Annotated in this window: 17 protein-coding genes; all 17 read left to right on the forward strand. The window is 45.5% G+C overall.

Translation table 11 applies throughout. From position 1 onward, the window contains the following. Positions 1-14: 14 nt before the first annotated feature. On the forward strand, positions 15-815 hold the full coding sequence (locus L5M17_RS08910; RefSeq protein WP_168826761.1) for a secretion protein EspA: 801 nt from the start codon (positions 15-17) through the stop codon (positions 813-815). Between the two features lie 10 nt (positions 816-825). After that, the gene (locus L5M17_RS08915) at positions 826-1,296 is read left to right on the forward strand and encodes a SycD/LcrH family type III secretion system chaperone (protein ID WP_028759293.1); all 471 of its coding nucleotides are present in this window, start codon (positions 826-828) and stop codon (positions 1,294-1,296) included. Next, positions 1,286-2,740, forward strand: coding sequence for a type III secretion system translocon protein (locus L5M17_RS08920; RefSeq protein ID WP_168826763.1), 1,455 nt, complete (start codon positions 1,286-1,288; stop codon positions 2,738-2,740). The genes L5M17_RS08915 and L5M17_RS08920 overlap by 11 nt, the downstream gene beginning before the upstream one ends. 12 nt (positions 2,741-2,752) lie before the next feature. After that, on the forward strand, positions 2,753-3,355 hold the full coding sequence (locus tag L5M17_RS08925; protein ID WP_028759295.1) for a pathogenicity island effector protein: 603 nt from the start codon (positions 2,753-2,755) through the stop codon (positions 3,353-3,355). Between the two features lie 63 nt (positions 3,356-3,418). Continuing rightward, on the forward strand, positions 3,419-3,802 hold the full coding sequence (locus tag L5M17_RS08930) for a secretion protein (protein WP_131525048.1): 384 nt from the start codon (positions 3,419-3,421) through the stop codon (positions 3,800-3,802). Between the two features lie 48 nt (positions 3,803-3,850). Then, positions 3,851-5,476, forward strand: coding sequence for a hypothetical protein (locus L5M17_RS08935; protein ID WP_263146757.1), 1,626 nt, complete (start codon positions 3,851-3,853; stop codon positions 5,474-5,476). A gap of 207 nt (positions 5,477-5,683) precedes the next feature. Then, positions 5,684-6,163 (forward strand): SycD/LcrH family type III secretion system chaperone, encoded by a 480-nt coding sequence (locus L5M17_RS08940; protein ID WP_263146760.1) that lies wholly within the window; start codon positions 5,684-5,686, stop codon positions 6,161-6,163. A gap of 47 nt (positions 6,164-6,210) precedes the next feature. Continuing rightward, positions 6,211-7,338 carry a hypothetical protein gene (locus L5M17_RS08945; protein ID WP_263146762.1) on the forward strand — a complete coding sequence of 376 codons (1,128 nt, stop codon included), beginning with the start codon at positions 6,211-6,213 and terminating at the stop codon, positions 7,336-7,338. A gap of 39 nt (positions 7,339-7,377) precedes the next feature. Next, on the forward strand, positions 7,378-8,079 hold the full coding sequence (locus L5M17_RS08950) for a hypothetical protein (RefSeq protein ID WP_131525052.1): 702 nt from the start codon (positions 7,378-7,380) through the stop codon (positions 8,077-8,079). 214 nt (positions 8,080-8,293) lie between these two features. Continuing rightward, on the forward strand, positions 8,294-8,992 hold the full coding sequence (locus tag L5M17_RS08955; protein ID WP_012197144.1) for a helix-turn-helix domain-containing protein: 699 nt from the start codon (positions 8,294-8,296) through the stop codon (positions 8,990-8,992). A 9-nt stretch (positions 8,993-9,001) separates the two neighbouring features. Further along, the gene (sctF, locus tag L5M17_RS08960) at positions 9,002-9,217 is read left to right on the forward strand and encodes a type III secretion system needle filament subunit SctF (protein WP_012197145.1); all 216 of its coding nucleotides are present in this window, start codon (positions 9,002-9,004) and stop codon (positions 9,215-9,217) included. A gap of 25 nt (positions 9,218-9,242) precedes the next feature. Beyond that, a complete protein-coding gene (locus L5M17_RS08965; protein WP_012197146.1) occupies positions 9,243-9,557 on the forward strand; it encodes an EscG/YscG/SsaH family type III secretion system needle protein co-chaperone in 315 nt (104 codons plus the stop codon). Beyond that, positions 9,544-9,885, forward strand: a complete 342-nt coding sequence (sctI, locus tag L5M17_RS08970) for a type III secretion system inner rod subunit SctI (RefSeq protein WP_131525054.1) — start codon at positions 9,544-9,546, stop codon at positions 9,883-9,885. Before L5M17_RS08965 ends, sctI begins: the two co-directional genes overlap by 14 nt. Then, positions 9,882-10,601, forward strand: coding sequence for a type III secretion system inner membrane ring lipoprotein SctJ (gene sctJ / locus L5M17_RS08975; protein ID WP_012197148.1), 720 nt, complete (start codon positions 9,882-9,884; stop codon positions 10,599-10,601). The genes sctI and sctJ overlap by 4 nt, the downstream gene beginning before the upstream one ends. 29 nt (positions 10,602-10,630) lie before the next feature. Further along, complete coding sequence (locus L5M17_RS08980; RefSeq protein WP_263146768.1) at positions 10,631-11,311, forward strand: type III secretion system domain-containing protein; 681 nt, start codon at positions 10,631-10,633, stop codon at positions 11,309-11,311. After that, positions 11,308-11,961, forward strand: a complete 654-nt coding sequence (locus tag L5M17_RS08985) for a type III secretion protein (RefSeq protein WP_263146771.1) — start codon at positions 11,308-11,310, stop codon at positions 11,959-11,961. Before L5M17_RS08980 ends, L5M17_RS08985 begins: the two co-directional genes overlap by 4 nt. Positions 11,962-11,971: 10 nt before the next feature. Beyond that, complete coding sequence (locus L5M17_RS08990) at positions 11,972-13,000, forward strand: TyeA family type III secretion system gatekeeper subunit (protein WP_028761714.1); 1,029 nt, start codon at positions 11,972-11,974, stop codon at positions 12,998-13,000. Positions 13,001-13,074: the final 74 nt, after the last annotated feature.

Genomic DNA, 13,074 nt, shown 5'->3' on the forward strand with positions numbered 1-13,074 from the left:
TGGAGGTCATCATTGTGGAAATTACAAATGTAGCAACTCAAGGTACCAGTATTACCAACAGTCAAGCGTCGGATGAGGTGAAAGCTCAGATAGCGTCTCGCGGAGATTCAGTGCTCTCTGGAGGTATTGCAGTACTGTATATGTTTATGAATTTGTTGTCAGAACTGGCCGATGCTAAGTATGGCCAAATGCAGCAAAAGGCCGATGTGTCGCGCCAAGCTCAAGACATGGCGAATCGCGTCGATGAGGCGATAGCTCAAGTCGCGAAGCAAGGGGATAAAGCCACGGTAAATCTGCCTGCTGATGTCGTTAAGTATATGAGTGACAATGGCTTTGAAGTTGATGGCATGAGTATCTCTGCTTATCTCAGTCACAATGATCCCTCCGCTGTTTATTTGAAAAAGTTACTAGACAAAATTGCCGCAGCTGGACCAGAAGGAATGCAATCGGCGAGTTGGCAAGATGTGATCAGTTATATGGATGAACACGGCATCAAGGTCGATGGTCAGCGTTGTTGTGATTATATCTGGGGTCTTCCCGAAGTCGGACAGCAATCATGGCAAAGCATCAGTAAGGTACATATGCAACAGATTGCCAATGCCCTTGGCGCTGCTGGAGGTCTAGATAAAGGTAAGTTGCAAGCGGTGAAATCGGCTTTGGAATCGGTCTCAAATCGTGCCTCTGACTTTGTCTCCCAGTCACAATTGCAACTGCAGAAAATTATGCAGACCTATAACGTGACCGTCAGTTTACTCAATAGCATGCAGACCATGTTGGCCGAGATGAATAAATCCATCGCCCAAAATGTCCGTTAGGGAGTCAGTTATGAAACAGGAAGAATTTGAAGTAATTGAACACTTTCTGCAACGGGGAGGCTCACTGCGTATGTTGGCTGACGTCGAGCAAAGTGACTTGAATGTGTTGTACCAATACGCGTTGCAGTTAATGGCTTGCCGTGATCAACAGGGGGCGAAGCGGATCTTTTACCTCTTAATGCGCATAGACCAATGGAATTACGACTACTGCTTTTCTCTAGGAATATGCTGCCAGCAGTTACACGAACATGAAGAGGCCATTTTCTGTTTGGGCCGGGCAGGGATGATCAAAGTCGATAATCCGTTACCCGCTTACCATGCTGGTTTGAGTTACTTGGCGTTAGGTAACCATGATTATGCCCAGAGAAGCTTTAACGCCAGTCTACGTTGGTGTGAAGGCCACCCCGAGAGCACAGGGATTGCCGCCAGTGCACAGCGCGGGCTAGCCACACTCGCTAAGGAGAATTCCCATGTCAATTAACAGTGTGACAGAAAGAGGCCCTGAGAATGTGTCGGCCAATTATGCTAGCGCCCAGGCGCATGCTGTTAGCAAAGCAAGTTTGCCCGACTGGTCCATGCCTGTGACGCTCACTCAAACTGAGCATAAAGATCAGCATCAAGGTCCAGTCACAATGAAAGATGCACAAAGGGCATTGCAGCGTATTTTAACGCCCTTTTTTACCCCAGATCCTAAGACGGGCACTGTTGGTGGATTGGGATCATTGAATTCATTAGAAAAAGCGTCCATGGATTCCATGGTCATGATGGCTGCGAATCTCAGTATTTCGACCTTCGCAGACACAGCAAGCTCGGCCATGAAAGCTAGCAAGATAATGACCGATACTCAAGAGTTCCTGCGCGATAAAAAGGTGAAGGAATATCAAGAGCAACTGGCAAAAGCCATCGAGCAAGCTGATAAGGCCCACAAGGGTGGAATTTTCGGAGCCATTTTCGACTGGATTGTCGGAGCGGTTGAGGCCATTTACGGTGTAATTAAGTTGGTCGAAGGCGCCTTACGCTGTGCGGTTGGTGATGTTGCGGGGGGCGCATTAGAAATTGCCGGAGGTGCTGCCTATCTCGCTGCAGGGGTTGCTGGCATGGTTAAAGCCGCAGCAGAAACCGCCATCTTATGTGGGGCAGATAAAGATAAATGCCAGAGCGTAATTGATGTGGCAGGCAAAGTGCAATTAGGTTGCGAAATAGTGGGCATGGCACTGGATATCTTCCAAGCAGGTCGGGCAATTTCAGCGACACGTTCAATTGCCAAAGGTACAGAAACGGCGATGAAGGAAGCGGCTCCTAAACTCGTTGATGGTATTACTAAAGGTTCTACCGAAGCGGTCACTAATGTCGCGAAAGAAGTTGGTAAGCAAGTTGCCGAACAAGTTACTGACCAGGTTATGGCCAACTTAGGCAAGGGTTTAAAAGAAGCCGCTGAACAGGGGGGACGTAAACTTGCCAGTGGTCTGATGGATGCCTTCAGTAAAGAGGCGATTGAGCAACTCGTGACTCGATCTGTCGAAGAAGTCGGCAAACAGGCTATTAAGAAAGGCGTCCAGGTCACTGCCGAGGAAATCACTAAGCAAGTGGTGAAAGAGGTTAGCCATGAAGTGATTAAAACGGCAATCAAGGCATGTACTTTTACGACCTTAGATGTGATCCGTGCGACCGCTGGTGCAGGAAAAGCGATTACCGATGGCAGCATAGCCGTTGAGAAAGCCAAACTGCAAAAGCAAATTGAAGAACTGATTTTAAAACAGAATTTCTTAGAGTTTTGCTACGAGTGGTACGACAAAGCTAAAGAACAGCAAATGAAAACTGTAAAAGATCTGATTGAAAAACAAGGCGACAGCTTAGACGGTGCCAGTAAGGCGATCAGTCAGAGTGGCGCACTACAAGCCCGTATCGCAGGTTCAACAGTATAAGTGAGGTTTACCATGACAGATATCAACATTATTTCGGGTCAAGGCCACACTCCAGCGCCCGTTAACACAGACAAGACTGATCAACTGAATGACAACTGTGCCAGTGACGGTATGGATGCTATCTCGCAAATTAATGATCTTATGCTGAAATTGGCCGAGATGTTTAAAAAATTACGCAACGTATTACAGGACTACAACGTTAAGCAGCAACAACTCGGTTGGGACGTACAAATTGCCTCTATGGACGATAAACGTTCCGCCATTGATAAGGCCTGCGAAGCGAGTATCTGGACTGGTGTATTAGAGATCGCCGGAGGCGTGATAGGTATGGCAGGGGTTGGGTTATCGGGCAAGTTTGGAGATGCTGCGACTCACATGAGTGGGGCGTTTAGCAAAGGGATTGAAGGCACAGGCAAAGTGGTCGGTGCCAATATAAGCAAAGAGGCTGAACTAGAGCGCACTATCGGTGATTTTAAGGCGAGTAACGCCCAGAGCTATATCAAGGGTGTTAATGATCTGAATGATAAAGCAAAGCAAATTTCGGAGCAGATGCGCTCCTTGATCAAAGAGCTCGTCGAATTGCACGGCCGCATTAGCTCGGCAGTACATAACTAGCAGTGCTTCTATTCAACATCATTAAGTGTTAGGTCGAACTGGCCTAACACTAAGGAGATCAATATGGATAGTGTAAGTCAATATCTTGCCCGTCAAGGGGTGACAGTCAGTCCTGCTTATTTTGAAAACAGCCAGTTTGAATGGGGAAAATGTTGGGATAGTCCCCATTGGTCGATGGTGTATCGCGTCGACGAAAACACCCTGACCATTTGTGACTTTTGCAGTAAAGGCAATACCTCGGGGGTCAGCAGTGCGGTTTTACAGTTAGTGGAACAATTACGTCATTTAAGGCGAAGTCTGCCGGATATTCAGCAGATCCGCGGCATGGTAATCCATGATGCAGGTAGGCCTGCACAACGTCTCGCCCGTCAGGCACTGAGAGAGGTATTGCTCAAACAAGGCGCCAAGGAAGTTAATCAGAATGGCGAGACTTGGTTGGTGTACTAGGCCAAACAAAAGCCGTTCATGGGCATGGTCAATTAAGAGGTAAAGATTATGACTGTCGAAGTTGCATTAGGTAGGCAACATACCTATCACTTTAACGAGAGCCGCTTAGAGCGGGTTCTCACCGCCAACACTTTAGATGAAGCGGGGAAAATGGGCTTACTGGACAAAATTCTTGATTGGTTTCGTGGTGGCGTGAAACTCGAAGCGATACAAGCTCTATATCAGCAAGTAACCCAGCCTGGCGTGCTCACTCCTTCCCAAGTGGCACAAAGGTTTTGTGCATTACGTAATTTAGCGGTCGATCAACATCAAACCAAATTTAAATTAGCTTTAGGCGACAATGGTGAGCAATGGCGGATGTTGCTAAGTATTGGTGGCCGTACAATTTATCAAACGGATAACCGCGATATAGACACACATTTCTATCAAGTTGCCGCAGTGAAAACCACAATAACGGCCAGTGATGACTTACGAAAAATGGCCTCTTCACTCACGCTGGAAAAGTATATTGAAGGCAATATTCAATGTATGTCTGACAATCAAGCTGTACAACAAGCCTTGCGAAATAGCTTGACAGATCCTCGCTTTAGCAGTGAAAAGTTTACTGGAATTCTCCCTAATGATAGCGAAGCTGCGACCTTTGTCGCTCAATTTGGCGATCTTCAGTGGACCTTTTCTAATCGCGCTGAAACAAATGGTGAATTTCGCGGCGGTTTACTTAAAAATGCTTTATCTTCAAATGATTATAAAAATATTGGCGACTTGGTGGCGAAAGGTTTTATGAGCTGTGAGGATAATTTTCTGCGTTATGCCGTCACACCATCTCGTTACGAATTACTTAATTACGTTACTGCTCATGGCATGGAGGATGAAGGGCTAATACGAGTGCTATATCAGGCCAAAGTAGGTAATACCAATTTAGGGGCTCTTTATGGTTTACCCGCCCCCAAAGATGCACCGCAACTAGACAATTTCGATGATTTTGTTTTATGCGATGAGGATATTAATCTTGGCGAATCCCAAGCGGATGTTTATGCCGATGAAGCTACATTCTACCAAGGTATAGGGCAGCACCAAACCACCACCATAGGTGATAACTGTTATAAATTACTTCAGTTGGATATCAATGAAGGCCTGCATTATCTCGCGACTAAAGCTAACCCGTATAAATTTCACGGAGGCATGCAGAACGCGTTCGACTACCTTGTTGGACGCAACTCAGGTGCGATTGCATTACGTAATTGTATAACATGCGCTAAGGCTATCGATGTCAATATGGGACTCATGTTGGCTCGACAAAATGATAGCGTCGTTCCGCTCAAGTTTTGGGAAGCGATAGACACGAGAGCAGGTGTTATCAGTCAAGTTACGGATCAGAGCCAAACGATAGGGTTATCGCCTGAACAGTCTGTCTCATCATTACTATTTAGCGCCTTGCCTCAAGGAAAGCGGGCCATAGTCACTGTCCCTGTCAGTGGGGGGAAAGATTCCCATGCCATGAATTTTTTTCACTTCGATTCGGGTAAATGTTTTTTGGTCGATGGACAAAATGGTAAAAGCTATGATCTTCAGCACCCTGAGGATCGCACCGCGTTAGATAGCCAATATAATGCTCAGGGCCGAGACCTAGCACCTATCACACTCCATACCACAGGAGACTTGCCGAAATTTTAAGTAGATAAGGCATTCAATCGGATAGTTTACGATTTTCTCGTTATTCAGATACAGGATCGCAATCCGATTTAAGACACTTATTCGTGAACATTTACCTAGCCAAAAACGAATGAGCATCATCTTTTTTTCATACTAATGGATAGATTTTCGCATTGTCGAGTGGATCCCCGTAAATGCATTTAAATTGAACCGCTAAAGGCACCTCAAATGATAAATAAAGAGATTGAATTAGATTTTGAAAAGCTTGAAGCAGCCTGCAAGTTAGCCTTAGTCGAACAACAGACCTTAGCTGAGCAAGCTGGCTTAACGAGTCAAGATCTCGAGCTAATTTACCTATCAGGTACGAGTAAATATCAGGCAGGCTTACCCGTAGAAGCGATTGTCGATTTTACCTATTTGGTCATGCATCAGCCTTGGGATAGACGTTTTCATCTTGGACTGGGGTCTTGCCTACATTGGCTAGGTGAATACCAGCATGCCTTGACCTTCTATGGTTATGCACTCGTGATGGATGCTTGCTCTCCCGACGCGAGTTTCCGCATTGCGCAGTGCTTTCTGAGCTTAGATGATGACGCCTCGGCAATCGAAGCGTTACAGATGGCTATCTCACAGAGCTACAGTAAGCCAGAGCACCATTTTGTGGGGGAGCAAGCACAGCAATTGCTTAGTGCTCTCAATAATCAATAGACAATAGGATTTGCAATCTTCATTTATATTATTGAAAGAGGTTTATTATGAATGAGTTAACACATGTTCCTTTATCATCCCCGACTTTAAGTAGTTTAGATTTAGTCAGTTCGGCCCGCGCCTTGTTAAAAACACAATTAGGCAGCTTTGATCCCAAACAAGTGCCCCTGAGCTCTGAAGTCGACGGTAAGGTCACTGATATTCAATCCAAGGCACAACTGACTCGGGATGAAGCTAAAGTGGCTGCCGATGAGGCTAAAAAAGTGGGGGTAGATCTGGCCAAGTCCGGCTTTTTTAGTAAGCTCGCTTCGGTGGCTTTTGCTGGTATTGCGCTTGGCGTGTCTATCGCTGCCACAATACTCACGGGGGGGGCAGGGGTTCCCTTATTGATAGCCTCTGGCGTTGCTTTTACCTTAGCGGTCGCCGACGCGGGTTGTGCTTTTGCTGACTGGCGTAGTAAAGCGGCTGGGGGAGAAGGACTCGCCATGGGCAGTGATTCCATTGCTAATGCGCTAAATCTCTTGTTAAGCAAGATGGGGGTAAATGATGATAGAGCACAGTGGTGGGGCAAAGCCGTTTCCATTAGCTCAAGAGTTGCGCTAGCAGTAGGCACTTTATGGAGTGCGGTGGTATCTCCTCCCTCTCTTCCCGCGCATATTGCTGGCACAGTTAATATGGTGAATATGGCCCGTAGAAGCGCCGAACCTGTCGTAGAAGGGGTTATCGGTTTAGTGAACCATACCTCGACCAAGGTACTGGATAAGTTAAAAGGTACTTCTCAAAATAAATCATTCGAAGCAGAAGTGTCTAGCGTAAAAGCATACCAACTGCGTCAGTTACAAGCCTCTGCCCTTACACAGCAAGGTAATATGAAACTCAGTGAGGTGCAGTTAGCACTGAAAGAGAGCCAAGCCAATGAAAAAACGGCGCAATTTGATGCCGAAATCCGTATGAAACAGAGTGAGCGATTCAGAGGAACTAATCAAACATTACAGCAACAACTTGCAGAGAAAGAGGGATTGCTACTGCAGAGTCAAAATCAATTTGAGCAACTACAGTCACGCTTCGATAAATCCAACGTTCAACTATCAGGCGTGATGCAGCAGCTACAAATGCTACAGCAGCAATTAGCAGAATTACAGCCTGCGAGAGCTAGAAATAATAGCTTTAGCTAAATCAATAACAGTCCTTAAACAATATAGCGAGGAGACAATATGTTAAGCAGTAACGCCTTTAACGCTAGCATAGCGACTGGGTTAGGCCGTTTTTCTCCCTCAGAGAACGCAAGGCAAGCAATTCGGTTATCGCCAGATCAAGCGATAACTCAAAGACAAGCGATTAAAGACCAACACATTACGCAATTATCTGATGCACTATGGCTTAGCAGAGACGGGGATACTGTGGTGGCAAAAGCATGTAAATCTGCGTTTAATGCCCTGGGAACGCAAGCTGATAAGCAAGATGCCGCTAAGCAGCACATCTTATGCTATGCAGCCCTAAAGTTAGACAAATTGATCCAGCATGGCAGTTATCTTGCGAGTCCTAAGGTGAACAAACAGGTACTGGCTGATATCGCTACTATGCTCGAAATCGATAGACACAGTGCAGGCAAGAGTGCCCTTGAGAGCGCTGCAAGGGTCCTAGTCGATAGAGTACATCTCGATCGAGTAGAACACGTAGATCCCGCAATAATGACCGCAGTTAGAGATAGATTAGTCTTAAAAACACTCCATTGTTTGACCGAGAAAATGAATCGGGTCGTCGATAAACATATTGAAAAAAAGGGGTTATACGGAAAAGAGGGCCATAGTTTTAGTTCTGCACAAATTGACCATAAAGTGTATGACCTCCTGCTAATTCATAAACAAGTTCAACGGGGTCAAGATCTTAATGCATTACGCAGTGGCTTAGTCTGAGTCATTACGGACCGTCAGCAAGGATGCTGGCTAGTATATCAATCGTTTTCTTTTTTAGTCGTTCCTTCGATTCTTATCCCACGGGTTAGTTTCTCATAAGTCGTTGTTGACGCAGCTGCATTTAAGCGAATTCAGATCTCAGGTTAACACCTGATGTCAACCTATCCGCTCGCGTTTCACAATGAATCATAGTTTGCAGTAAGGGTTAATCCATATGAGTGCAATACAAATAATTTTGTTTCGACAGCCAGGGAAAATCCACTATCAGGGTGAAAATCTAGCGGTCGGCAGTAATCAGTTAGTTGTAACCACTGAGGAGGCAACAGCTTCTGCTTTGAGTCGTGACAATTGGATGAGCATCTTTTGTTATCCAGGTGAGCTACACGCATTATTTCACGAAATTGCCGATCTGATTGGCCCGAGTGCTGAGATGAATCGATTTCAACCAGAATCAACAAAAATACTCCCTGTATTTGATGAGTTAAGCAATGTCATTGAACAGTTGAAAGGTAATCATAATTTATTGATTAAGTTTATTTTTATGTACTGTCTTGGCATGGATAACCGTTACTTTTCCGGTTTAATGCGTTACTTCTTAGCCCATAACGACAAGATGCTGAGCTATCTTGAGGGCAATTTTATGCAACCTTGGCCAGTCACACGCTTTGCCGAAAATTTAGGCATTGAAGTACGCCGACTCAATTTCTTGTTTTATAAAAACTATGGTGTATCGGCAAAGCAATGGTTGTTAGAACGGCGCTTAAGTTATGCCCGTCAGCAACTGATAGTGACTGAGAAAAAAGTCGCCGATATTGCCTTAGATAGTGGTTTTAGTAATCACGCACATTTTACCGAATCGTTTAAGAAACGTTATTTATGCAGCCCAACCGTACTGCGTGCAACCTTTGTATAAGGAGGTCCCATGGACTTAAGTGCCATAGTTAATCAATTGTCTCAGCTATCGACGCGCTCAGCTCAAGAGGTACAGGCCAAGATGTCTGCAGGCGATTTGACCGATCCCGACAAGATGATCAAAGCCCAATTTGCCATGCAGCAATACTCTAACTTTGTCGGCTATGAGAGTGCCATGATAAAAGCGATTAAAGACATGATCCAAGGGATCATTTCTAAGATTTAACCCCCTTCGATTGCAAGGAAAAATTATGTTAACCAGTGCCGATAAACAACTGTTAGTAGAGGCTGCTATTGCCGCCTCAAACCATGGTCTAACATCGCAAGCCTATGCTTTGCTAGCCATTTTTCCTCAACTGATTAGCGATGATGAAGACAGACATATTTGTGCCAGCCTTATTTACTTTGGTTTAAATGAAAATACTAAAGCATTAAGGGAATTAGCCTCTTGTCAGACTGAAGCAGCCCAAGGATTAAGGTTTTTATTTTCAGGTTCAGGCCCAACAGCTGGGCGGAGTGAAATTATTTCACAGATGTTACGTGGAGGTTCCAATGGAAATTCATAGCCTAAGTCAGCTTGCTAAAGTCACCCAGCAAGCCAGCAAAACTACAGAAGCAGACCCTAACTTAGCAAGCCAGTTTTCACAATTAATGCAATTAGGGGGATCGGATATAAGTCAGGCGGTGAACATAGCAACTCAGCCACAGGCTTCGGGTTCATTACAAGGTGTGATACAGAGTGCTGAAAGTCACGGAGTCGGCCACTCACCCTCTCCAGAGGCCATGTTAGGCGGACAGCTTTTGATGGGTAAAGCCATAGTTGAGGTCGATCTGGCGGCAAAGACTGCGGGCGCCGTCTCCCAATCCATAAACAAATTGGTGAATATGCAATGAAACATTTTAAATGGTCAATATTGTTGCTCGTCTTCGCATTGACTGGATGCAAAGTCGATCTCTATCGAGATCTTCCACAAGATGAAGCGAATCAAATGGTCGCCCTGTTGATGCTTAATCACATAGATGCCAGTGCTGAAGCGGATCAAAAATCAGGTAATGTGTCCTTAAAAATAGATAAAGATCAATTTATCAATGCCGTTGAATTACTGAGACAAAATGGCTTTCCTAAACCTCATTATGCCAATATCGAGGATTTGTTCCCTTCGGGTCAGTTAGTGACTTCACCCGCCCAAGAGGAAGCGAAAATGGGTTATCTAAAAGAGCAACAACTTGAGCGTACCTTGTCGAGTATGGATGGGGTGATTAGCGCTAGGGTGTCTATTGCTGAACCTGCACCCGACTCAGGGCGTCAGATTGCACTGACTAAGTCGGCCTCCGTATACATTAAATATTCACCTCAGGCTAACTTAACAAATACGGAAAATCAGATTAAGAGCTTAGTGCAGAATGCCGTTCCAGGACTGAGTTACGACAATATCAGTGTCTTTTTGCAAGCTGCGAGTTATCGCTATCAAGCAATTACCCAGCCCACTAGCAGTAGTTCATCTCAATTTTTAGCCCAGGTCGAAGCGTACAAGTTACCATTAGTGATCAGCTTATCTGGAATAATGCTACTCAGCATAGGCGGTATGTGGTGGATGAGACGTAAGTAACCATAACAATTGTTGTTTCTGGAGGAACTATGGAGGACTTGACCCCTAATCAACCACTAATACGGGTCGAAGCTACTGGCCAAAACAAGTTAAATCGAGTTATATCACCAGCATTATTGGCCTTCAATCGTCTCGTTTGGCAACCTGTTGCGACTATGCATCCGAGCTGGTGGCAAGAATTACAATTAACTCTTTGGCAGGCACAGTATCAAGCGGGTACCCGATTAGCGCAGCGAATCGAAGCAGTTGTGGTTTCCCGTTATGGTTTGGCAGGTCAAGATTTACCAAAGGAATTTAATGAGCTCGAGGCTAACCTGTTAGCCTGCCGGCATAAACTCAGTGCCATAGTGACGGCGTTGGGGCTCTTTCTCCTCAACCGCCCTGATTATGTGTCATTACGTGAATATCGTGATGCCTTGCATCAAGAGTTAAGCCAAGCACAAATTCAACAAATTTGGAATTTGTGGCCCCAGAGGCCCCAACTTACAACATATGTCTATCGAGACGAAGTGACTGCGACAGAGTTAGTTGGCGTAGCCCAGGCCTGCGCTATTAACCTGATAGGACAATTATGGGGAAACAAACCGTTCTGGCGGGCATTAGCCTTGACCTTACCTGTGCAAGCAACATTGCCATGTAAAGCAGACTCCCTAGCACCTATTTCCTTAGATATTTCTCGCTGGTTAATGAGATTGGAGCGACTACTATGAACCCATTTTTAATTGAGGTACGCCCTTGCGAGCTCCGTCGTGAAGGTCATCATTTGATCAGCGCCACAGCGTTACATCGGGCGAGTGAGTTAGCGGATATGGAACACTTAGTTCGCACGCGAATTGCCAAAGCACTCAAAAAAGCCCGCCGTCAACGCGATGCTGCGCAAGCTCGTAGTGAGCAGATACTAGAGCAAGCACAACAGGATGCCCAAGCGCTTAGCGCACAGTGGCAACAGCAAGCTAAAGCTGTGGCCATCGATGAGGCCATTAGCTGGCATTATAACGAAGCCCAGTTAATTCAATCGCTTACCGATAAATTACATGCCAATATTGCCGAGCAAATTAAAAAAGTGCTGACGACTTGGATGCAAGAACATGAGTTGTCTGCATTTCTAATCAAACGGTTATCCGATCAAGTCTGTGAACGAGTAGGGCAAGGTGCCTTAACACTGCTGGTTTCAAATGATGATTTTGCCGCGCTAGCCAAGGTATTCGATGGCCGTATGACAGTGCAAGTATCAGCGGAGTTAGTCTCTGGACAGGCCGAATTAAGTTCTTCGACTATGACAGCTAAAATTGATCTTAATGAACACTTACAGCAATTACTGGCGGCGTTTGTCCCCGAACCATTAAAGGGCGTTGGCTAAGGAGCTTATTATGGTGCGTATCGATGGTGCCAACGCAGTGGATTTTCATAACACAGCGAGTGTTAACGAAACCCATGGACAAGTGTTTCCGGCAAACAATGTAACAGACATGGCGGCCGCAGAATTAGCGGAAGTGCGTTCTGAAGCATTGGAAGAGACCATGGAAGGATTAAGTCTCGGATTAAGCAGCCATTTGAAAAAGTTAACCTCAGGTAAAGAGCCAACAGATCCCCGATTTACAGCACTCGAGCAGTTACTGCAACAACTGGGAGACACGCAAGCAAGCACAGTCAATAAACTGGCCGAACAGTTTGCGAGCTTAGGCGATGGTGATGAGATCCTTTCGCAACTTAAACAATTGGGTTTAGACAGCGGTAACATGATGCTATTAATGATGGCGCTAGTCATGTCAGGAAAATTAGGTCAATCCGCCCATAATAAGCTACGCAAATTACTGACAGAATTACTCTCGCAAGAAGGAGCTGAAATAGCATTATTTGCCGCCCTTGAAGGCGTTGCACTCGATCATGCTGGTCTGCAAGCCTTGCAACAACTTTATCAACAAGCGGTTCGAGGCGATGCCGGCTTAGCAAAATGGTTTGAATTACTTCAGCATCTTCCTGACCGCCGTAAGCGGATCCGTGTGTTGCTTAGAGCACTATCTGAACCTCTGAGCGATCAGCACAGCGGGAGAAACATGGTCAAGATAGCAGCAGCGGTAGATGACTTACGTCGATTGCTTATTTTTCTTACGATAGAGGAACATTGCTATATGCTCGCCCGTGCGACTCAGCTTGATGGTGAACAAGTGTTAAAAGTCACGTTACAACTGACAGAACAAGCTTGGGTGTATCCCCAATGGATAGATGAACAAATACGACTATTACCTTTAATGCCTGCAAGACGATTGGGATTTCTGCGGCGCTGGCGGGAACTGCTGAGTATTATTCCTCTGGCATGTTTTCGCGATCCAGAACAGAAAGAACATATTGAAGAGGCCATGTTGGGCTTACTCGATGACTGGTGTGATCAGGAATAATGAGCATCTGCTAATGTTAGCGTAACGCAGAACTCAGGCAACTGTGATGATATTGCAGGAAAGATCTACATTCA

It is taken from the genome of Shewanella sp. SW24 (assembly GCF_025653395.1).
GTDB classification, from domain to species: domain Bacteria; phylum Pseudomonadota; class Gammaproteobacteria; order Enterobacterales; family Shewanellaceae; genus Shewanella; species Shewanella oncorhynchi.

What these genes read in the sequence shown, in the direction of transcription:
- L5M17_RS08915 (WP_028759293.1), top strand. Translation starts at nt 826, where the DNA reads ATGAAACAGGAAGAATTTGAAGTAATTGAACACTTTCTGCAACGGGGA.
- L5M17_RS08920 (WP_168826763.1), top strand. Translation starts at nt 1,286, where the DNA reads ATGTCAATTAACAGTGTGACAGAAAGAGGCCCTGAGAATGTGTCGGCC.
- L5M17_RS08925 (WP_028759295.1), top strand. Translation starts at nt 2,753, where the DNA reads ATGACAGATATCAACATTATTTCGGGTCAAGGCCACACTCCAGCGCCC.
- L5M17_RS08930 (WP_131525048.1), top strand. Translation starts at nt 3,419, where the DNA reads ATGGATAGTGTAAGTCAATATCTTGCCCGTCAAGGGGTGACAGTCAGT.
- L5M17_RS08935 (WP_263146757.1), top strand. Translation starts at nt 3,851, where the DNA reads ATGACTGTCGAAGTTGCATTAGGTAGGCAACATACCTATCACTTTAAC.
- L5M17_RS08940 (WP_263146760.1), top strand. Translation starts at nt 5,684, where the DNA reads ATGATAAATAAAGAGATTGAATTAGATTTTGAAAAGCTTGAAGCAGCC.
- L5M17_RS08945 (WP_263146762.1), top strand. Translation starts at nt 6,211, where the DNA reads ATGAATGAGTTAACACATGTTCCTTTATCATCCCCGACTTTAAGTAGT.
- L5M17_RS08950 (WP_131525052.1), top strand. Translation starts at nt 7,378, where the DNA reads ATGTTAAGCAGTAACGCCTTTAACGCTAGCATAGCGACTGGGTTAGGC.
- L5M17_RS08955 (WP_012197144.1), top strand. Translation starts at nt 8,294, where the DNA reads ATGAGTGCAATACAAATAATTTTGTTTCGACAGCCAGGGAAAATCCAC.
- sctF (WP_012197145.1), top strand. Translation starts at nt 9,002, where the DNA reads ATGGACTTAAGTGCCATAGTTAATCAATTGTCTCAGCTATCGACGCGC.
- L5M17_RS08965 (WP_012197146.1), top strand. Translation starts at nt 9,243, where the DNA reads ATGTTAACCAGTGCCGATAAACAACTGTTAGTAGAGGCTGCTATTGCC.
- sctI (WP_131525054.1), top strand. Translation starts at nt 9,544, where the DNA reads ATGGAAATTCATAGCCTAAGTCAGCTTGCTAAAGTCACCCAGCAAGCC.
- sctJ (WP_012197148.1), top strand. Translation starts at nt 9,882, where the DNA reads ATGAAACATTTTAAATGGTCAATATTGTTGCTCGTCTTCGCATTGACT.
- L5M17_RS08980 (WP_263146768.1), top strand. Translation starts at nt 10,631, where the DNA reads ATGGAGGACTTGACCCCTAATCAACCACTAATACGGGTCGAAGCTACT.
- L5M17_RS08985 (WP_263146771.1), top strand. Translation starts at nt 11,308, where the DNA reads ATGAACCCATTTTTAATTGAGGTACGCCCTTGCGAGCTCCGTCGTGAA.
- L5M17_RS08990 (WP_028761714.1), top strand. Translation starts at nt 11,972, where the DNA reads ATGGTGCGTATCGATGGTGCCAACGCAGTGGATTTTCATAACACAGCG.